This window comes from Mucilaginibacter gynuensis, assembly GCF_039541195.1.
Taxonomy (GTDB): domain Bacteria; phylum Bacteroidota; class Bacteroidia; order Sphingobacteriales; family Sphingobacteriaceae; genus Mucilaginibacter; species Mucilaginibacter gynuensis.
Window position 1 is genome coordinate 205395 of the sequence record NZ_BAABFT010000008.1, and the last position, 20050, is coordinate 225444.

The 20050-nt window shown below is 46.6% G+C and carries 15 protein-coding genes; 6 read left to right on the plus strand and 9 right to left on the minus strand.

The genetic code is table 11. The annotated features are described in order from the left end of the window. Positions 1-536 precede the first annotated feature (536 nt). Entirely contained in the window at positions 537-2273 is a 1737-nt protein-coding gene (locus tag ABD894_RS16695) for a thiamine pyrophosphate-dependent enzyme (RefSeq protein ID WP_345212204.1), read from the minus strand. A 92-nt stretch (positions 2274-2365) separates the two neighbouring features. Here ABD894_RS16695 and ABD894_RS16700 point away from each other — a divergent pair, with 92 nt between their 5' ends. Both ABD894_RS16700 and ABD894_RS16705 read left to right on the plus strand, forming a co-directional pair. After that, positions 2366-2683, plus strand: coding sequence for a hypothetical protein (locus tag ABD894_RS16700; RefSeq protein ID WP_345212205.1), 318 nt, complete (start codon positions 2366-2368; stop codon positions 2681-2683). Positions 2684-2741: 58 nt separating this feature from the next. After that, a complete protein-coding gene (locus ABD894_RS16705; protein ID WP_345212206.1) occupies positions 2742-3404 on the plus strand; it encodes an energy transducer TonB in 663 nt (220 codons plus the stop codon). A gap of 36 nt (positions 3405-3440) precedes the next feature. Here the strand turns inward: ABD894_RS16705 and ispG are convergent, their stop codons facing one another. After that, positions 3441-5537: a (E)-4-hydroxy-3-methylbut-2-enyl-diphosphate synthase gene (gene ispG / locus ABD894_RS16710; protein ID WP_345212207.1), complete on the minus strand. Its 2097-nt coding sequence runs from the start codon at positions 5535-5537 to the stop codon at positions 3441-3443. On the opposite strand from ispG, the gene ABD894_RS16715 reads away from it, so the two are divergent. Then, a complete protein-coding gene (locus ABD894_RS16715; protein WP_345212208.1) occupies positions 5508-5828 on the plus strand; it encodes a hypothetical protein in 321 nt (106 codons plus the stop codon). The genes ispG and ABD894_RS16715 overlap by 30 nt on opposite strands. 237 nt (positions 5829-6065) lie before the next feature. Here ABD894_RS16715 and ABD894_RS16720 read toward each other — a convergent pair whose 3' ends face one another. The 7 genes from ABD894_RS16720 to ABD894_RS16750 form a co-directional block, all read right to left on the minus strand. Then, positions 6066-7436 (minus strand): TldD/PmbA family protein, encoded by a 1371-nt coding sequence (locus ABD894_RS16720; protein WP_345212209.1) that lies wholly within the window; start codon positions 7434-7436, stop codon positions 6066-6068. Further along, positions 7405-9045, minus strand: a complete 1641-nt coding sequence (locus ABD894_RS16725) for a TldD/PmbA family protein (RefSeq protein ID WP_345212210.1) — start codon at positions 9043-9045, stop codon at positions 7405-7407. The genes ABD894_RS16720 and ABD894_RS16725 overlap by 32 nt, the downstream gene beginning before the upstream one ends. Positions 9046-9074: 29 nt before the next feature. Continuing rightward, positions 9075-10856 (minus strand): hypothetical protein, encoded by a 1782-nt coding sequence (locus tag ABD894_RS16730; protein WP_345212211.1) that lies wholly within the window; start codon positions 10854-10856, stop codon positions 9075-9077. Between the two features lie 4 nt (positions 10857-10860). Beyond that, on the minus strand, positions 10861-12993 hold the full coding sequence (locus ABD894_RS16735; protein ID WP_345212212.1) for a hypothetical protein: 2133 nt from the start codon (positions 12991-12993) through the stop codon (positions 10861-10863). Continuing rightward, positions 12986-14494 (minus strand): BatA domain-containing protein, encoded by a 1509-nt coding sequence (locus ABD894_RS16740; protein WP_345212213.1) that lies wholly within the window; start codon positions 14492-14494, stop codon positions 12986-12988. Before ABD894_RS16740 ends, ABD894_RS16735 begins: the two co-directional genes overlap by 8 nt. A gap of 96 nt (positions 14495-14590) precedes the next feature. Further along, positions 14591-15460, minus strand: coding sequence for a DUF58 domain-containing protein (locus tag ABD894_RS16745; RefSeq protein ID WP_345212214.1), 870 nt, complete (start codon positions 15458-15460; stop codon positions 14591-14593). A gap of 458 nt (positions 15461-15918) precedes the next feature. Next, positions 15919-16893 (minus strand): AAA family ATPase, encoded by a 975-nt coding sequence (locus ABD894_RS16750; protein WP_345212215.1) that lies wholly within the window; start codon positions 16891-16893, stop codon positions 15919-15921. Positions 16894-17057: 164 nt separating this feature from the next. Here ABD894_RS16750 and ABD894_RS16755 point away from each other — a divergent pair, with 164 nt between their 5' ends. The 3 genes from ABD894_RS16755 (at position 17058) to ABD894_RS16765 (ending at position 20050) form a co-directional block, all read left to right on the plus strand. After that, complete coding sequence (locus tag ABD894_RS16755; RefSeq protein WP_345212216.1) at positions 17058-17684, plus strand: DUF4159 domain-containing protein; 627 nt, start codon at positions 17058-17060, stop codon at positions 17682-17684. Between the two features lie 42 nt (positions 17685-17726). After that, a complete protein-coding gene (locus ABD894_RS16760; RefSeq protein ID WP_345212217.1) occupies positions 17727-18350 on the plus strand; it encodes an RDD family protein in 624 nt (207 codons plus the stop codon). A 65-nt stretch (positions 18351-18415) separates the two neighbouring features. Then, on the plus strand, positions 18416-20050 hold the full coding sequence (locus ABD894_RS16765) for a TldD/PmbA family protein (RefSeq protein WP_345212218.1): 1635 nt from the start codon (positions 18416-18418) through the stop codon (positions 20048-20050).

A 20050-nucleotide genomic window follows, 5' to 3' on the forward strand; every position in this document is an offset into this window, starting at 1 on the left:
AAGAAAGTAACCAAAGAAATACTGAGCGTAGCGACCTCATGAACGCCGTAAAAAATAAACAACAGTGAATAACGTCGCGGCTGCGCAAGGAACTTTTAAAGGTTTTGCTTAGGCAGGGGCTGTGCTATCCGTTCCTTACGATGCCGCATTTTTTGGGGTATGTTAGGATAGTGCTTTTGCATAATGGTGAGGGCTTGCGCAGGCTTCCCTCGCCCGCAGTTGCTTGGCTCCGGCCAAGTGGCAACTATTACGCGGCCTCCGGCCGCAATACTGCAAATAATTTCTTTACACCGTAAGCTGAAAGCTTACGCCATACACTGTCACGAGTTACGCTTCACTAAACTCGCGACAGCGGTTTTTTCTAAGTCCTCTCCCTTGGAGAGGACTTAGGTGAGGCCTCACGAAACAAAAAAAGCTTTGACAACTTTTAAAAAGTTGTCAAAGCTAAACACCGCAATAGCGAGATCTCCCCACTCAAACCTCAATCCTGAAACCTCATCCCCCTCACAACTTACAACACACAACCTACGACCCACTTACAGCAGATCCTTCAAATGCTTATAGTTCGATTTCATGGTATCGATCACTTCATCCATGCGGCCGTTGAGCATGAGTTTGGTCATGGAGATGGCCATGCCTTTTACTTGTTCAAATTCTACTTTGGGCGGCATGGCAAGGGCGTTGGGATCGGTCATGATGTTGATGAGGGCGGGGCCTTCAAAAGCAAATGCTTCTTTTAATGCTGACTGCACCTGCGCAGGGTCGTCAACTGTATAACCTCTGATTCCCATGGCTTGCGCTACTAAGGCGAAGTCGGGGTTGTACATGTCGGTTTGCCAATCGGGCAGGCCGGCTACTTCCATTTCCAGTTTCACCATGCCTAAAGACCGGTTATTGAATACGATCAGTTTTATTGGCAATTTATACTGAACAATAGTAGCCAGGTCACCGAGCAGCATAGAGATACCACCGTCACCACAAAGGGCGATCACTTGTCTGCCTGGGTTACTTAACGCTGCACCGATAGCCTGCGGCATGGCATTGGCCATTGAGCCATGATTGAACGAGCCTATCATTTTGCGCCTGCCTGTGGCATTGATGTAACGCGCGCCCCACACGCACGACATACCGGTATCTACCGTGAAAATGGTATCATCATCGGCCAGTTCATCAATCAGGTGCGATACATATTCGGGATGGATCTTATCTTTTTCGCCGCTGTCGTATACGTAGGTCTGCATTTTATTTTTTACCTCGGCGTAAAAATCGAGCTGCGTTTTCAGGAAGCTGTCGTCAGTTTTTTGTTCGATGAGGGGCAGCAGATCGGTAAGGGTATCTTTCACAGTTCCGCATAAACCGATATCCACCATTGCACGCCTGCCAATGCGCTCGGGCTTAATATCCAGCTGAATAATAGTACAATCCTTCGGGATGAAATTAGTATAAGGAAAATCGGTACCTAAAAGCAATAACAAGTCCGATTCATGCATGCTATGATACGCAGATGGCAGACCCAGTAAACCCGTCATCCCTACTTCGTTCGGATTATCATACTGAATATCCATTTTGGCTCGGAACGAATAGGCCACTGTAGCATTCAGCTTTTGCGCCAGCGCGACTACCTCGTCGTGCGATCCGGCTGCGCCGATACCGCAAAATATAGTGATCTTTTGATGCTGGTTCAACGCCGATGCCATCAGTTCCAGATCGGCAACCGACGGCTTGATCACCGCGACGGGGTTAAAATTCTGCACGGCAGTCATCCCCTCTTCGGCATCCATCGCGCTTACATCGCCCGGCAAACCTAATACCGCTACCCCTTTGCGGTGCAGGGCGGTTTGAATAGCGTTTTGCAGCATGCGCGGTACCTGTTTAGGCGTGGTAGCTATTTGGTTGTAATGACTGCAATCAGCAAAAAGTTTAATGGTATTGGTTTCCTGAAAGTAATCGGTACCGAATTCAAAAGTAGCGCAGGTAGATGCGATGGCGATAACCGGGGCGCCCGAACGGTGGGCATCATACAAACCATTAATGAGGTGCACATGGCCCGGACCACTACTGCCAGCGCAACAGGCCAGTCCGTTAAGTTCAGCTTCGGCGGCGGCGGCATACGCGCCTACCTCTTCATGCCTTACGTGTACCCACTGTATGCTGCCTTCGCGCCTTACGGCATCATTTACTTCGTTGAGGCTATCGCCTGTAACCGCGTATATTCTTTTTATGCCTGCGTTAACCAGCATTTCCACCAGTTGATCTGCTACTTTTTTTGCCATGGGTACACTAATTTATATTTTACTTATAGGGCTAACCAATTTACAGTTTATGAGTTTTAAAAATTCTATATTGTATTACCTAAATGACACTTATGCGACGATTGGTAATTGTGGCCTACAAACCCAAACCCGGCAAAGCCGATGAACTAAAAGAACTAATGAAAACCCATTTACCCCGCTTACGGGAGCAGAGCCTGGTAACAGATCGCGAATCGGTAATAATGGAGGCGGCTGATGGCACTATTGTAGAAGTATTTGAGTGGCTATCTGAAGAAGTGATTCAACAAGCCCACCTAAACCCTGCCGTACAACAAATGTGGGCCGAATATGCTGCCGTGTGCGATTATGTACCGCTAAACTCATTGAAAGAAGCAGGCGATCTGTTTGCCGGTTTCAGCCCGCTTAATTAAACGTTGAGCGTAATAAACACTACAGTAAAACCGTTATACGAGTACCAATTAATAACCTATGTCGCACGAAATCAACAATGTAAAACTTCATTTTCAATGCACGCAAGACATTAACGCCATGCGCGATATTGAGGGTGGCAAGTTTTGCACGCACTGCGAAAAAACGGTTTACGATTTTACCAATAGCAATGCCGACGTTTTCAGGAAGATATTAGCTGATAACAACCATAACATCTGCGGCAAGTTCAGGCGCGACCAATTGGTTCAGCCTAAAGAAACCGCTAAGCCTTTATGGAAAAAGTGGGTGTCGGCAGCTATGATATTGCTTGGAATAAATTTACTCCAACAAAAGGCCTTTGCACAAACAACCCAAAGCGATACCCTTAAAATGAAGCAAAGCAATAATATAGAGCAGAACAGCAATGAAGTTTTTGGCGGAGTAGGCGATCAACCGGAATATCCCGGTGGACTTGACAAATTTTATGCATTGATTAAAAAGCATTTAAAAGAGGTAGAAGGAGCTTCGGGCAAAAAAGCTATTGTGACTTTTATAGTAGAGAAAAACGGCTCATTATCAGACATTAAAGCACTGCGCGGACCTAATAAAGCCGCAAAGGCAGAAGCTGTAGGTGTGGTTAAACTGTCGCCCAAATGGAAACCCGGCACTCAGGATAATAAGCCTGTGAGGATACAATTTACAATGCCGATCACGTTTAAATAACACCCCCAAACCTGAAACCCCAAACCTCGAACCCGATTAAACCGGCTCTATCCAATTGCCATCTTCCCTGATAATACCGATCAGTTCGTCGAGCGCGTTGGTGGCGTTGATGTTCTTTTTTACGGCTTCCTTACCCCGGTACAGCGTAATTTTATCGGTGCCCGAACCTACATAGCCATAATCGGCATCGGCCATTTCGCCCGGCCCGTTTACAATACAACCCATAATACCGATCTTCAATCCTTTCAGATGACTGGTACGGCTGCGGATCATCTGGGTGGTCACCATCAAATCAAACAAGGTACGGCCACAGCTTGGGCACGATATATATTCTGTTTTTGAGATCCTCGACCGTGTAGCCTGTAAAATACCAAACGCGGTAGAAGTGATCAGCTTAACCGGCAATTCCGGCGCATCTATCCAGACCCCATCCCCAAAACCATCAACCAGCAAAGCACCAAGATCAGTAGCAGCGTAGAGTTGAAGCTTAGTTGCGAGTTGTGAGTTGTGAGTTGTGAGAGCCCCCTCTAAATCTCCCCCGGTCGGGAAGCTTTTCTTTTCTTCCAAAACTCCTGATTCCTGAATCTCAATTCCTGTCTCTCCAAAAGAATAGCTTCTCTTCACTATCACGGGTACATTAAGTTCAAGTTCGGTTAGTTTAAAGAAGAACGCGCGTTGATCGGCCATGCCGTGCTCCCGGGTGGTTTCGAGTATAAATACCAGCGACTCATCAAAAGGCATCGAACCAAAATCATCGGTATCTATATCAGCAGCCAGCACCTTCACTAAATTTAGGGCCGATGAACGATCGGCAGCGGGATCAATATATTCTTTAAGGCTAAATACCGGGTGACAAAGTGTTTTATCGGCCAGTTTAAGCCAGGTATTGTAATTGTATAATTGCTTAAGATTGCCCGGCAGGTTAAACGATGGCAGGCTATCGGCCAGGTAAACAAAATCCACCGATTGCTCGGCCATGTTGTATTTATCCAGCAGTTCCGAATACAGGTAACCGGCATCGTTCAGTATAGCAGGATCTTTAAGGTTCTCTCCAGACAAATCAACCACCACCCTCGGCACCATGTGACCACCTATAAAAGCATTAGCCTCATAAGTGTCGCGCTTTTTGTATTCGTAAGGATTATAGTTGTGAGTTGTAAGTTGTGAGTTGTAAGTATGCTCGTCCTCGTTATTTTTTTGACTTTTGACTTTTGACTTTTGACTTCGCAAGCTGTATCGCTTTACCAGTTCAATAGCCACAGGCGCTTCGTGTTCTGGTTCTTCGGTGAGGGATACGCGTACGGTATCGCCCAGGCCGTCTTCCAGCAGGGTACCAATACCTACGGCAGATTTTATACGACCGTCCTCACCATCACCGGCTTCGGTAACGCCTAAGTGAAGCGGATAGTTCATGCCTTCGGCCACCATGGTTTCTACCAGTAAACGGTAAGCCTGCACCATTACCTGCGGATTGCTCGATTTCATGGAAACCACCAGATTGTAGTAATTCAACGATTCGCACATCCGCATAAACTCCATTGCCGACTCCACCATACCCTGCGGGGTATCGCCGTAACGGCTCATGATCCTATCGCTCAATGAACCATGGTTGGTGCCAATACGCATAGCCGTGCCGTACTCCTTGCAGATATTTACCAGCGGCGTAAACTTTTTAAAGATGCGTTCCAATTCGCCCTGGTACTGGGCATCGGTATAGTCAAGCTGATCGAATTTCTTTTTATCAGCATAGTTACCCGGGTTAACACGTACTTTTTCTACTATGCGGGCCGCTACTTCGGCAGCGTTGGGTGTAAAGTGAATATCGGCTACCAGCGGCGCGGTATAACCACGCTCACGAAGTTGTTTTTTTATTTCAGCCAGGTTTTGCGCTTCTTTAATGCTGGGCGCGGTAATACGTATGTACTCGCATCCGGCCTCAATCATCCTGATAGACTGCTCCACCGTACTAATGGTATCCATGGTGTCGGTAGTGGTCATGCTTTGTATGCGGATAGGGTTGTTACCCCCCATAGGCACATCGCCAATATTTACTTCGCGGGTAACAAAACGGGAGTATTCAGTTAACGAATTACAGTAACGGCCTTGCAGCACCTTAACAGCAGCATCATTCATGCAGGAGTGAAATTATTTTATGCAAAAATACGAAATATGTATTTGCCTTTTAATGGCATTATTTTATTAAATTACAACGTGGCAATTCAATTTATAACAGATAATAAGGGCAAAAGGACAGCAGCAATTATACCGATACACGAGTATGAAAACATGCTACACCGACATCATCTGGATTTAGAATTAATCGACGAATACAAACAGATGATTGATAAATTGCTTGAAGAAGAAGCTAATGGTACCGCAAAACATATATCTGTCGAAAGCATAAAAGAACGATTTCTGAAATAAAATAAATAAACTTCCACGCAGCCGCTCCGGCTCCGGCCGAGTGGCAGCTATTTCACGGCCTCCGGCCGTCATGGTTTAGTATTATATGATTGATAGCGGCGGGACGCCGTGAAATAGTTGCCACTTGGCTGGAGCCAAGCGACTGTGGAATCTTATTAGAAACAAAACGGGCGGTTAAAAGCCCTGCTTATTGCAAAACTGTTAACCGCCCGGTGCAAACTATTTCAATCCCTGAAACTAAACAGCGTCAGATAGTGAAGTAAATGTAAAGTCCCTTATTTTCATTGGCGGGATCATGTAGCTTCTGTACGATTCTACGCTGATGGTGCGCTCTGTTTTACCTAAAGCTTCAAGATTATTGAGCATGATGATCGGGCTCTCGTTAAACCTGAAATTCTTTATCGGGAATTTCACTTTACCGTTCTCTATGTAAAAAGTAGCATCGCGGGTTAACCCGGTTAGCAGCAACGATTGCGGATCAACCATGCGGATATACCATAGCTTGGTAACCAGTATGCCTTTTTCGGTGCTTTTTATCAAGTCTTCCAGCGTGGCATCGCCGCCGTCCATAATAATATTGGCCGGGCCGGGCAAAGGCTGTACACCTTTTTTATCGGCCCAATACCTTGAGTACGATAAGTTTTTCACCACGCCTTTATCAATCCACATCGTTTTTTCGCGCGGTAAACCATCGCCCGACCATGTAGACGATGGCAGTTCCGGATGAAAAGGATCTGAATAAATATTCACTTTAGGGTCAACCAGTTGCTCGCCCAGTTTGGTACCGCCGCCTTTTTTACTCAAAAAGCTGCGACCTTCTTCGGCGCTGCGGGCATCAAAACGGAACATATTTTCCATCATGTAAGCCGCCGCAACGGGCTCCAGTATAACGGTATACTTGCCCGGCTCTATGGCCTTAGCCCCTACCGAACCGGTGGCTTTGGTAGCCGCTCTTTTAGTAGCCGTAAAAGTATCCATCTTGCCCGAATCGGTAAAACCGTTGGCTGCATAGCCCGAACCTGTACCATCCTCGGTACGGGTAGTTACCGAAAATGTGATGTCGGTCCCTTTGTTGTAGGCGAACAAACCTTTAGAGTTCATCATGGCGCTAAAGCCTGTAGAATTTTCAAGGAAACCGGCAGCGGTAAGTTTGGCCTGTTTGGTAACATCCAAACTTTTGGCCACCATATCGGCACGGGTATCGGGCGTTATGGCCGCGGTTGTGGCATTGTAGGTTGCCGATTCTTTAAACTCCCGCGGACCAAGTACCGACATATATTCCGGGTTTTCGGGTGCCAGTTGAGCTACCTCTTCGGCACGGCGCACCACACGCTCTAAGGCGGCATCGTCAAACTCGTTAATAGTTGCCACGCCCGCTTTTTTGCCGTAAACCGACGTTACCGACAAGCTAAGCGTACTGATATCACCCGCTGTTGAAACCGCGTTAAGCGCGTAGCGGATGTTACCGCCCTCGCTGCCGTTAAGGTTCACTTCGCACTCTTCGGCTTTTGAATAACTGAGCACCTTTTTTAATAAAGCCTGTGCTTCTTCTTTACTTAATATAGCCATATCCTTATTACCCGATCTTTCTTTTAGTGTTGATAACATTAACCCCGTTAAAACGTGTTGTTGACGATCCATGCGATACCGCGCTTGACTGGCCCGGCTGCCCTTTACCATCGTTAAACGCGCCGCCTAAACGATAATCGCGTTCGTCGCATATTTGCGCTGTTGAGTTCCAAAACTCCTGTGTATTGGCCTGGTAAGCCACATCGTTCAGCATACCTGCAATTTTACCATTCTTAATTTCGTAGAACAGCTGCCCGCCAAACTGGAAGTTATAGCGTTGCTGATCGATAGAGAATGAGCCGTCGCCGATGATGTAGATACCTTTCTCTACATTTTTGATCATATCGTCGACACTCAATGGTGTTTTGCCCGGCTGTAAGGATACGTTCGGCATGCGCTGAAACTGTACATCGCTCCAATGATCGGAGTAGCAGCAGCCCTGCGATTCTTTAAGGCCGAGGATATGCGCCTGATCACGGATGGCCTGGTAGTTTACCAGGATACCATTTTTGATGATGTCCCATTTTTTACATTTTACACCTTCATCATCGTAACCTACAGCGCCTAATGAGCCCACTTGCAGTTTATCGCCAACAATGTTCACCTTATCGTTACCGAAGTTAAATTTTCCCGATTTCCATTTATCCAGCGTTAAGAAACTGGTACCGGCATAGTTGGCCTCGTAACCCAGCACACGGTCCAACTCAGTTGGGTGCCCTACCGACTCATGAATAGTTAACCACAGGTGCGACGGATCAAGTACCAGATCATACTTGCCCGGCTCTACCGATTTGGCGGTGAGCTTTTCGCCGGCCTGTTTGGTGGCAAATTTTATATCCTCTAAAATATCGTAACGTTTTTTGTAACGGGTAGTAATACCGCCTACCTTTTCGTTCTCCAGCGGGGTAAGATACTCATAGCCCATACCACCCGGCGTACTTAGCGAGCGGCGGGTTTCAAACGAGCCCGCTTTAGGGTCGATACGGGTAACGGTAAAGCTTGGGTAAATACGGTGAATATCCTGATCGATGTATGAACCATCGGTTGAGGCAAAATACTTTTGCTCGTTAACGGCAAAAAGCACCGAGTTTACGTAGTTGGCACCGCCCGCCATTGCAGCGGCATTGGCGCTTAACAGTAGGTCTACCTTTTCTTTTACGGGCACTTCAAAGGCGTTCTTTTCTATCGGCGTTTTCCAGTTTACTTCGCCGTAGCCCTTTTGCGGGGCCAGTTGTACCGGCGCGCCGCCAATTTTAGCATTGGCCTTGGCAACCGCTACCGCACGGATGGCCGTTTTGGCAATAGCATCTTTTGTTACCTCGTTGGTAGCGGCAAAGCCCCAGCAGCCATTAGCCAGCACCCTGATGCCTACCCCGTATGATTCGGTATTGGCAATGTTGAGTACCTTGTTTTCGCGGGTTACCGTAAACTGGTTAAGGTAACGGCCAATGCGCACATCGGCATAACTTGCTCCGTTTGCTTTTGCCGCGTTAAGGGCCACATCGGCCAGTTCCTTTTTTATGCGCACATCCACGGTTTCTAAAGCCCGGGCAGGGTCGATAGGGTTGCCCATGGCAGGCAAATTAGGCAGTATAACAGCACCTGCTGCACCTACCCCCGATAAGTAAAGAAAGTCTCGTCTTTTCAAAATATATATCCTCCGTGCTCCCGGCTAAATTACCGGAAACTGATTTTTTGTTCTATCCATAAAAATGTGCAGGCTGCAAACAGTAGCATATAAAAATATAGCTTAGGCACTTCAATTTGTTGTAAGCTATGTATTTGTTTTGTTACAGTTACCAAATTGTTATGTGTTGCAATATAACTATTAGTAAGCGCTATTTTTTCGGCGGCATGTAAAGCAGGCCAGCTATCTTTTTTGTAAGCATACCACCATTGTGTAACGCCATTTTGTTGGGTTGCCGGTTGCCAGCCTTCGCTTTCCGGATAGTAAGCAAAAACCTGTTCAAAAGGCAAAAGCTCATCCTGCCGGGGTGGGCTTTTTATACCATTTATACTGATGGAATTTTCGGCATTAAACGTACCATTTAAGCGGAGCAGCGCCGGTTTGTTTAACACAGCCAAAGGAGAAACTACCTCCCAATGTTGCGCTACCGGCGCTTTGCGTGCCGCATTGCTGATCAACAGCGACCAGTATGCGGTATAATCCGCAGTGTTACCGGCCAGCATCCAGTTAAAGGTATTGTTGAGCGTGGTATAAACCAACCGCCCTGTTCCGGCTATGGCAGTAGCGGCTACGGGGTGGGCTTGCCCGTCATCGACCAGTATTTGGGTGGATGTTTGGGTGCGTAAAACTGTTCTGTCGAAATTCAGTTTAGCGGTTTTAGCTGTGCTGCCTTGCAGGTTAAATGCCGTGGCTATTTCTTTGCCGGGCAAAATTTCCACCACAAAATTTTGCTGCAACCATGATGATGACCTACCCGCGCTATCCGCACGGATAATAATACCTAAACCATGCTGTGTTACCTCCTGCTTTAGTACAGCACTTTCGACAGGTTTGAGCGTTTTTAAGGTAGCCTGATCTCCGATGACTGCATCGAATTTTTGAAGCAGCGTGGCAGATATGCTACCGAGCGGCAACTGGTCAATATTAATATACTCGCTGTTGAATTTATCCTTACTGATAGCCGAACGGCAGGCCACCGCGTAACCATTTTGCGTAAGCCAATTTTTCAGGAAACGGGTTTCAAAATCGGGTGCCGAAGCCAGCATCAATATTTTTAAAGGTTTAACAGGCTTAATCTCTACCGGGATGGCTTCCTGTTCGAGGGTATCCTTACCAATAGCCAACAACGTGTATGCCGATCTGCCGATGTGTTTTGGTCGCGTTTTCAGGTCAAAGGTGGCTATTGTATTGGGTTGAACAATGCCTGAATCTAAGCCCGTACTCAAACCTTTCAGTACCAATTTTATTTTTTGTGCTGATGTGTTTTTATAGCTGCCTTGCACACGAAGCTCACCACCTTCGTGCAATTGAGCGTTCCAGCTAATGGTTGTAATGCCTTGCGGGGCTGACTGCGGATGAAATTTGAGCGGAACGCCATTCAACTGCTTTAGTTCATCTTCTTCAAGCCCGAAACCTGTGATATGCAACTGGCTGATGCCTGTACCTGCTAAGTCGGCAGGGGTACTGATGAGTTTTGCCTGCGGGTATTTTTTATGTAGGGATGAATCGGCTGTGTAAATCTTCAAGCCATTGAAACGGCTTAAACTATCGGCATCAAAGCCATCCGTTAATAACACCGCGTCGTTCCCGCTGATGGTTTTATCGCCATTATAGCTTATTGGTAACGCGATGCAAGCCAGCGCGGCAATGGCCAACAATACGGAGATCCCCCTCAGCAGTAAGCGTGAACGGTTAGCCCTTGCCAGTTCCCACCATACTGAAAACGCGGCAAGCAATATGCAAATGATAATAATGATGTATTTACTATCCATGCGTTTACCGGTTTAAGTTTTTAAAGTAATCTGCCGATAGTCCCATATCTGCCGGGGCGGCCTCTGCCTTTGGCATCGCCTTTACCGTAACCAGCGTTTTCTGCACCGCGCGCTCCACAATGCCAATATCCGCAGCGTTTATTTTTTCACCTGCCCATAATAACCTGCGCATGGCACTCAAAGCCGGTAAATAAGCAGCAGGCTGCACCGATGCGCGCTGACTTAACTGCAAATTGGCCAGTTGCAGCAAACGCTTTTCACTATCATTTATCTTCGGGTTGTATTTTAGTTTTCCTAAAACTGTTACCGCTTTTTTAAGTGTTTCGTGCTGATCTGCCGCAGGTTTCAAGGTTTCTTTATCTGTGGGCGATATAATTTTGTCCAGTTCGCCGCTCAGGCGTTTTTCCCATTTAAGGGGCGTTGGTTTGTAGCTGGCTTTGGCCACATACGAGCGCGATTTTTGTTGAAGGTCTTTCAGCAAGCGCAAAGCCTTGTAAGCGAATGGCAGCGCTGCCTGTGGTTTAAATAACCGCAATTGCAGTTCGGCCTTCCACATTTCTGTAAGCGTGGCCTTTAGCTGCTCTTTTATGGCAGGCTCAAAATAGGTAGCATCTTCGGCGTTATCGTGCTTGTGCGAATACGGCTCTATCGCCTTTTGGGCATTGCCGAAATCACTCGCCCCGTTATCCTCCGAACCGTCATGATCGTGATCATCCTTATCGAAACGGTCATCGCCGATATTATTCTCTGCTTCCTCACCCAAAAACTTGCCGTAGCGTAAGCGTAACAGTTTTTGGTCGATACCCAGATCATTACTTCGATCTTTAAAACGCTGCGCGCTGATGGTGTCTTTTTCTTTCAACAATTGCTCGGCATCAATAATGATCTGTCGCTCGCTGCGGAAAAATTCAGGTTTGATATTGGCCCCCGTAAGCACGCCATCCATGCTTAACAACTCGGCAGTATCCTGAATGGCTACGGTATACACATCGGTACGGCTTTGCTGGTTATGGGTATCATGCGCCTGCACGTAAAAATACAGTTCGTCGCCCGGTTCCATTTTGAGCGCGTTAAGGTCTATCACCCGCTGAACATCATACTTCGTATTACCCGAAAACACAGTCGGGAATGCCAGCTTGTACTCTTTAAACTTCACCGATTCACCCTTGCCTTTGGCTACAGTAGCGTTGATAAAAGCATTGTTTACTCCATAATCGTCGCTCACCTGCGTGTTAACCGTAACCTTTGGCACCTCGCCGGCATCAATATAGGTGTATGGCTTTGGTGTTTTAATGTGGATGAGCGGCGGGGTATCTTTTATCAGCTGGATCTGGTACAATTCGGACAGTTTACCATCAATACCCACCTGGTAAAAACCCGGTTTGTTAAATACCTTTTGTGCCGACCAGCCTTTATTATCAGCACTTTTCAGCGGTATTACTTCCTTATCATTCAACAACAAATAAGCGTTTTTAATAATGATATTGGTTTTGATATTCCAACTCACCCGTCCGCCATCTTCAACAGTGATGGTAAAGCGATCCTGCTCACGCTGTGGTTTATGTGTATAAGCAGGGGGAGTGATGCTTATGCTCAATGATTCTATCTGCGGCAAAACTTTCTCGGGCGGTAACGCTTTCTTCTGCTGTATTTCGGCAGCTGATAATGGGCTATTATTACTAAGATCAACCCGGCTTAAAATCGCCCCAAAAACCACAGCGACTAATAAAGCGATCAGCGGAAATTTCAGATAACCCGCGTAATGTTTTGGCGTGCCCGGCAGTGTTTGCAGTATCTCGTTTACTTTTTGTACTTGCAGGGTTTCGAGCAGGTTAAGCTCATTGATTGGCTTGATGATGAGTTGGGCACTTTCTTCCAGTTCGGCATAGCTGCTGTTGAGCATGGCGGCAATATTTGCATCGCTTATTTGCCATGACTTGCTGATCGCCAGTAAGATTAACAGCATCACTACAAACACTGCTATACCGCTGTAAACCGGCAGATGAAAAACGATAAACAACACCGCGCCGACAGCGATCCCTAAAGCAGCTGCAAGCAACAAGGCAGCCAGCACCCGGTAAAAAATATACCGCTGCTTTACCTGTTGCAGTTTGTGTATGCCTTGTGTATTAGCCATGGCGCACCTCCGTTCTGTTTTTGTGCGCCAGCCACCTTTCGGCGAAAAACACTAATGCCAGCACGAACCACAGGTAATTGGATAGTTCAACCTGCTTGTTTACTTTGCTGACAGGCGCGTTTTTTACCTGCGGGATGATATGCGGCTGTATTTGCTGATCGGCCATCACACGGCGATCGTAATTTGAATCGTCGCTTTCGGGGTTGGTGTTTGTCAGCCTGAATAACCATTTCGGGAACACATAACTCCAAACCAAATTACTCCATTGCGGGTTAAAGCGGTTATAAAATTGATATTCATTTGTTTTTCCATTTTGCGCCATGCTTAAAACGGGATTGCCAAAGCCATCGTGCCACAATAGCTTACCCTCGCTTTTACCCTCAACACGTTTGTATAAAGCCACTTTTTCCGTTTGCGAGGCGGCGTATAGCGGACCGGCACTTATCCATGAGTTAGCATTAACAGCCCTGCCTGTTTTATAAGTGAACAAGTTCTTAGCATTCTGTACTACTTGTTTGCCGGGAGCTTTGTCCGACAGCCAAAACAACCATTCCTGCTTCCCCGAAATACGATCAGCATTTTGATATTGCCTGATGCTGATCTTCCGCTGTGCAAACCTCGCGGATGCTTTAAGTGCGGCGATTAAGTAAGCCGCGTCGCCGGGATATTTATCGGTATAAATAGCGATGGCATAGGTAACGGTATCTACCCCTACAGCGGTTTGTTTCCTATTTTTCAGACTTACGGATACTTGTCCGCCAGTGATATTCACTACAAAAGGCGAATTAGCATCACCACCCGGCGGGATTGTATATGTTGTAAATGTAGTGCCAGATGGTTGACTATTACCTTGCAATACCTTGATATTGTTATCGGCACCTAACCATGCCTTGGCTACCCAGTTACTCACCGAATCGGCAGGTGTATAGGTTTGCCAGTGCAGGTTTAACGCCACCGATGGCTTGTTCCCCGCGAAATGCGCCATCCTGTTAGGGCTAAATATGTATACCGGGGCATCGGTATTTAACCTGCTGTTTAACTGTGTTACTAATGTCCAGTAGTTTGTTGGAATGGTATCTTTCGCCGTGGTATCCTTTAGCATGGTTGCCGTATCTACTACCGTAAATCCCTTATTAAAATAATGCAGTTCGTAACCGGCTTTCAACAACGAATCTGTTTGCGGTTTAAATTTTTGATAGGTTTCGGCAAATTGCGTCTTCGGTATCAATACCCAACCTTTTGACTTTGCCGGTTTTACCCATTGCTGCCATACCGGCTGTGCCAGTAAAAACGCCAGCAAGACCAATAGCAGGCAACGTAACAACAATAGAGGCACATCGGTCACCTTAAAACTACGGCTGCTTTTGCGGGATGTCTCGCTGATGAGCGAGATGCTCCCCACCTTTAATACTTTGCCCGGCCGTATATTCCACAGGTGTATGAGCACCGGTATGCTTAACGCGGCGAGTGCAAATAACCATATTGGATTGAGGAGGAACAATTTTAGTCAGAAGTTAAATAGTCAGTGGTGAATTGATAGCAGTGAGTTTTATAGTTAGTTGTGAGTAGTCAATTGAGGGTGATTTAATCTTCATGTTTAGCTTTTGGCCCTCCTTACCAGGAAATCCCGCAGGGCTTTGTCGAGCGGTTCGGCGGTGCTGATCATGCTGTAGGAAATGTTTTTGCCCAGCAGTTGCATGCGGGTATCTTCTAAATGCTGCTGTAATTTCTCTTTGTATTGTTTGGCTTGCAAGGTGTCTACCTGTATGGTCTCGCCGGTTTCCAGGTCTTGTAGCGACGAGTATCCTTTAAAGTCAAAATCCAATTCGTTTTGTCCCATCAGGTGAAAAACAATCACCTCATGCCGCAAAGCTGCCAGCGAATCAAGCAGTTGGTTGATCTCGCCATCGGCCTGGTACATATCGGTAATAAATACCAGCAACTCTTTACGGCCGTTGCCATTATACAATTCTTTATAATTTACTGGTTTGGTGAATGTGCCGCCCGGCTCTATGTTTTGCAGGTGATAATACAAACGTTGCAAGTGCTGCGGATCGGGCCTGGAAGCCAGCGAAAACAAACCGCCTTCCTGAAATACATACAAACCTACCGCGTCGCCCTGCCTGTTGGCCAGGTAAGCCAGCGAAGCCGCCAAAAAACGGGCATAAGCTATCTTGCTCACCCCGTTATCGTCATGCGCCATGGAGGCACTCGCATCTACCAAAAACCTTACGGAGATACTCGTTTCCACCTCCGACTCCCGAATGTAATACCTGTCCGATCGGGCAAACATCCGCCAGTCCAGCCAGCGCAGGTCATCCCCCGGCTGGTAGCTTCGGTACTGGCTAAACTCCAGTCCGGGGCCCTTTACCCGGCTTTTGTTAAAGCCGTTCATAAAGCCATCAATAACCGTTTTCGCCAGCAAGGGCAAATCTTTTATGGTTATTAATACTTTAGGATCAAGCATATTTTGATTTCGGATTTCGGATGTTCAATTTCGGATTTACTTTAGTCATTGGGGCCTTGGTCATTCACATTAGTCATTGGCTTTTCGCTTTATCTTTTCGCTTTTTTAACTCTTTTTCAACTCCCCTCTTTGCGCAGCAGAGAAGGATTGGGGGTGAGTCTGTCGTCGAGGTTAACTCACCCTGTCTTCGCTTCGCTCGACATCCCTCTCTGCTGCGCAAAGAGGGAGTTATTTTGATTTAGTTTATTGCATTTCGCTTTAAGCTTATCGCTTCTTTTACCTGTTTTTCAACTCCCCTCTTTGCGCAGCAGAGAGGGGCTGGGGGTGAGTCAGTCGCCGATGTTAACTCACCCTGTCTTCGCTTCGCTCGACATCCCTCTCTGCTGCGCAAAGAGGGAGTTATTTTGATTTAGCTTTTCGCTTTCGGCCTTCACCTTTAAGCTTTAACCTTTCCGCCTTTAACCTCTAATCAGCTCCCCGGTTACTTTATCGGCAGTAATGCCTTCGGCTTCGGCTTTAAAGTTCATGAGGATGCGGTGCCTTAGTACGGGTGTGGCCATGGCTTGTATATCTTCTTTCAGTACGGCATACCGGCCTTTCAGCAGGGCACGGGCTTTGGCGGTTAGTATCAGCGCCTGCCCGGCGCGCGGACCGGCTCCCCAGCGTACCCATTCTTTTACGTAGTTGTTAGTGGTGGTATCGGGTCTGGTAGCGCGGATAATACCGCTTACGTAAGCCACCAGTTCTTCGCTGATGGTTACCTGCCTTACCAGTTGCTGGGCCTGTAAAATTTCTTCGCCGCTTATTACGGGGGTAACGGTGGCTTTTTTTGTGCCTGTGGTTTGGTTCAGTATCGCTAATTCTTCCTGCTCGGTTGGGTAGCCAATTTGTACCAGCAGTAAAAAACGGTCTAACTGTGCTTCGGGCAATGGGTAGGTGCCTGCCTGCTCTATAGGGTTTTGGGTGGCCAGTATAAAAAACGGCCTGTCGAGCGGATAGGTTTGGCCGCCATAAGTTACCTCAAATTCCTGCATGGCCTCTAACAAGGCCGATTGCGTTTTGGGTGGCGTACGGTTTATTTCATCGGCCAAAATAATATTGGCAAACAACGGGCCTTTGTTGAATTTGAAAAAACGTTTGCCGGTGGCATGGTCTTCTTCCAGTATTTCGGTACCTACAATATCGGTAGGCATTAAATCGGGGGTGAACTGTATGCGCCTGAACGACAGGTGCAGCGCCTGCGACATGGTTTTAACGATGAGCGTTTTGGCAAGCCCGGGTACTCCTTCCAGCAGACAATGCCCGCCGGCTAAAAAGGCAACCAGTAATTCGTCGAGTATGTGGTCTTGTCCCACAATTACCTTCTGAATCTCGTTTTTTAACAAAGGCAGTTTGGCCAGCAATGCCTTTACATTGTTTTCCGTGAGTTCCAAATTTTGAGTCAGTTTTTATTGTTTAACCGCTTTGCCGTTAAACACAGGTAATATATTACCCTTTGCGTTAATTTTTGCCATAAGTTAACAAAGTATCTAAAACTTTACAACAACTGCCGCCAAAAGTGATTTTCGCATATTTTTTTCCATTACTTTAGTGCTGCATGATTAACGGATCGAAATTTACTTTTACAAGGCTTACCTACCACTCCGGCGACTGGGATACCGACCAGCGGATGCCATCAAACCTGCTTAATTCATTGCTCGAATACACTACCCTGCCTATTGACGAGCAGGAAAAAGTGATAGCCCTGAGCAGTAACGAAATATTTTCGGCACCGTTCTGTTACATCAGCGGCCATAAGCTGGTACAGTTTGACGCGCAGGAAAGCGCCAACTTTAAAAAGTATATCCAAAACGGCGGCTTTGTTTTTGCCGATGACTGCAATCACGATATCGACGGGTTGTTTGCCAAATCGTTCGAGGCACAGATGGCTAAATTATTCGGCCCAACGGCTTTAAAAAAAATCCCGAACACGCATAAATTATACAGTTCATTTTTCAAGTTTGAGAAAGGGCCGCCCAATACCACTTTCGAACTGAATGGCTGGGGCGACGACCTGGTGCACGATTACCTGAAGGCCATAGAAATAAATGGTCGTATTGGTGTGCTATACAGCAATAAAGATTATGGTTGCGAGTGGGATTATGATTACCGTAACAAACGCTTTCTGGCCGAAGACAATACCAAGTTCGCCGTAAATATTGTAATGTACGCGCTTAATTCCTGACGATCTTTTTTCTTATATTTCCACTAAACTTTATCGCATATAATGATCAACAGCTATTTCATTTTGGTTGACGGGCAGCAAACCGGACCATTTACGCACGACGAGTTAATGGATAACAACCTGCAACCCGATGCCTTTGTGCTATCGCCGCTGGCTACTGAATGGCAACAAGCCATTGATTTGCCCGAGTTTAATGAGTACTTTGTTTCACAAGGCATTTATCAGCCTGCAAAAGGAAACTATGCCAACTTTGGCTGGCGGTTGCTGGCTTATCTTATCGATCAGTTTATTTATTATGGATTTTTCGCAATTATTGGTGGCCTGATAGGCGCCATTATGAGCTTAACAGGAGGCGAATTTGGTTCCATTTTTATCAACATTGAAGATGTATTGCAAGTAGTGATAACTTTTTCAGGTTTCTTTATTAACGCCTTTTTGGAAACCACTACACTACAAGGCAGCCTTGGTAAACTGATATGTAAACTGGCTGTGGTAAACATACATGGAGGCCGCGAAACTTTCTTACAGGCATTGGGGCGTAATTTCGGTAAAATACTATCGAGTTTAATTTGCGGTTTAGGATTTTTGAATGTTGCATGGGATAGTAAACGCCAGGGCTGGCACGATCAGCTGGCCAAAACTTACGTTATTAAAAAGAGAGGTTAAAACGCTGAAGGTTAGCTTTAACTTAATATAATTTTTATATTAGGACAATTAAACCCTGACCAACCTTGAAAAGAAAAGACTTCCTCTATCTGACGGGTATGGGCGTGAGCAGCGCCTTACTCAGTCGCCTGCCTGCCATGGGCCACCCAGTACCACCTGATGCCCATTTACAGCAGGTGGATGTGGCCATAAAAAAACAATTAGCAGATGTAGCCTTGAATGCCGCGCGGGCGAAAGGCGCCACTTATACCGATGTTCGCCTTGGCCGTTACAATAATCAGTACGTTATTACACGTGAGGACAAGGTGGAGAATGTAGTAAACACCGAATCGTACGGGATGGGGATCCGAGTTATAGCCAACGGCTGCTGGGGCTTTTCGGCTACCGATAAGCTGGATAAGGACAGCATTGCCAAAGCTGCTGAACTGGCCGTAGCCATAGCAAAAGAAAACTCGCGCATACAAACCGAACCTGTGCAGCTTGCACCGCAAAAAGGCTACGGTGAGGTAAGCTGGAAAACTCCGATAGAAAAGAATGCCTTTGAGGTGCCCATAAAAGAAAAAGCCGACCTGCTATTGGCCGTTAATGCGGCAGCCATGAAAGGCGGCGCGAGCTATGTTAACTCGTTCCTGTTTTTAGTGAACGAGCAAAAATACTTTGCCTCAACCGATGGTTCATACATTGATCAGGATATTCACAGGATCTGGCCAAGCTTCACCGTAACCAAGGTAGATGCCAAAAGCGGCAAGTTTGAAACCCGCGACGCGTTAGGCTCGCCAAGAGGAATGGGTTACGAATACCTTATACCACGTGCCGAAGATAAGATACAATCTGTAACTACCCTTTACCGCGACAGGTATGATATGATTGAAGATGCCGGGCTTGCGGCCAAGCAGGCTGCCGAAAAGCTCGTCGCGAAATCGGTAGAAGCAGGTAAGTACGACCTGGTGCTCGACCCAACTAACCTATACCTAACCATCCACGAATCATCAGGCCACCCTACCGAACTCGACCGTGTATTGGGTTATGAGGCTAACTTTGCCGGTACCAGTTTCCTTACGCTGGATAAATGGGAAAGCAAGAAATTCAACTACGGCAGCAAACTGGTAAACATTGTGGCCGATAAACTTCAGCCCGGTTCATTAGGTGCTGTTGGGTACGATGACGAAGGCGTTGCCACTAAAGAGTGGGATATTATTAAAGACGGCGTATTGGTAAACTACCAAACCATCCGCGATCAGGCACATATCATTGGCCTTAAAGAATCACAAGGCTGCTGTTATGCCGATAGCTGGAGCGATGTACAGTTTCAGCGCATGCCTAATATTTCGCTTAAGCCGGGTAATGATCCGCTTACGCCAACCGATATGATCAAAAATGTAGAGAAAGGCATTTACATAGTGGGTGATGGTTCGTACTCGATAGATCAGCAACGTTATAACTTCCAGTTTAGCGGGCAGTTGTTTTACGAGATAGTTAACGGCAAAATAGGCTCTATGCTGAAGGATGTTGCCTACCAATCAAACACGCAGGAATTTTGGAACTCGTGCAGCGCGATATGCGATAAGAGCGACTACCGTTTAGGCGGAACATTCTTTGACGGAAAAGGTCAGCCGCCGCAAATCAACTCGGTATCGCACGGCGCGGCAACTACAAGGTTTAATGGTGTAAATGTTATTAACACAGCAAGAAAGATCTGA

Coding starts and splice junctions, on each gene's coding strand:
- ABD894_RS16745 (WP_345212214.1), bottom strand. CDS start 15,460: ATGCTTGATCCTAAAGTATTAATAACCATAAAAGATTTGCCCTTGCTG.
- ispG (WP_345212207.1), bottom strand. CDS start 5,537: ATGAATGATGCTGCTGTTAAGGTGCTGCAAGGCCGTTACTGTAATTCG.
- ABD894_RS16720 (WP_345212209.1), bottom strand. CDS start 7,436: ATGTTATCAACACTAAAAGAAAGATCGGGTAATAAGGATATGGCTATA.
- ABD894_RS16705 (WP_345212206.1), top strand. CDS start 2,742: ATGTCGCACGAAATCAACAATGTAAAACTTCATTTTCAATGCACGCAA.
- ABD894_RS16755 (WP_345212216.1), top strand. CDS start 17,058: ATGATTAACGGATCGAAATTTACTTTTACAAGGCTTACCTACCACTCC.
- ABD894_RS16695 (WP_345212204.1), bottom strand. CDS start 2,273: ATGGCAAAAAAAGTAGCAGATCAACTGGTGGAAATGCTGGTTAACGCA.
- ABD894_RS16735 (WP_345212212.1), bottom strand. CDS start 12,993: ATGGCTAATACACAAGGCATACACAAACTGCAACAGGTAAAGCAGCGG.
- ABD894_RS16700 (WP_345212205.1), top strand. CDS start 2,366: ATGCGACGATTGGTAATTGTGGCCTACAAACCCAAACCCGGCAAAGCC.
- ABD894_RS16730 (WP_345212211.1), bottom strand. CDS start 10,856: ATGGATAGTAAATACATCATTATTATCATTTGCATATTGCTTGCCGCG.
- ABD894_RS16760 (WP_345212217.1), top strand. CDS start 17,727: ATGATCAACAGCTATTTCATTTTGGTTGACGGGCAGCAAACCGGACCA.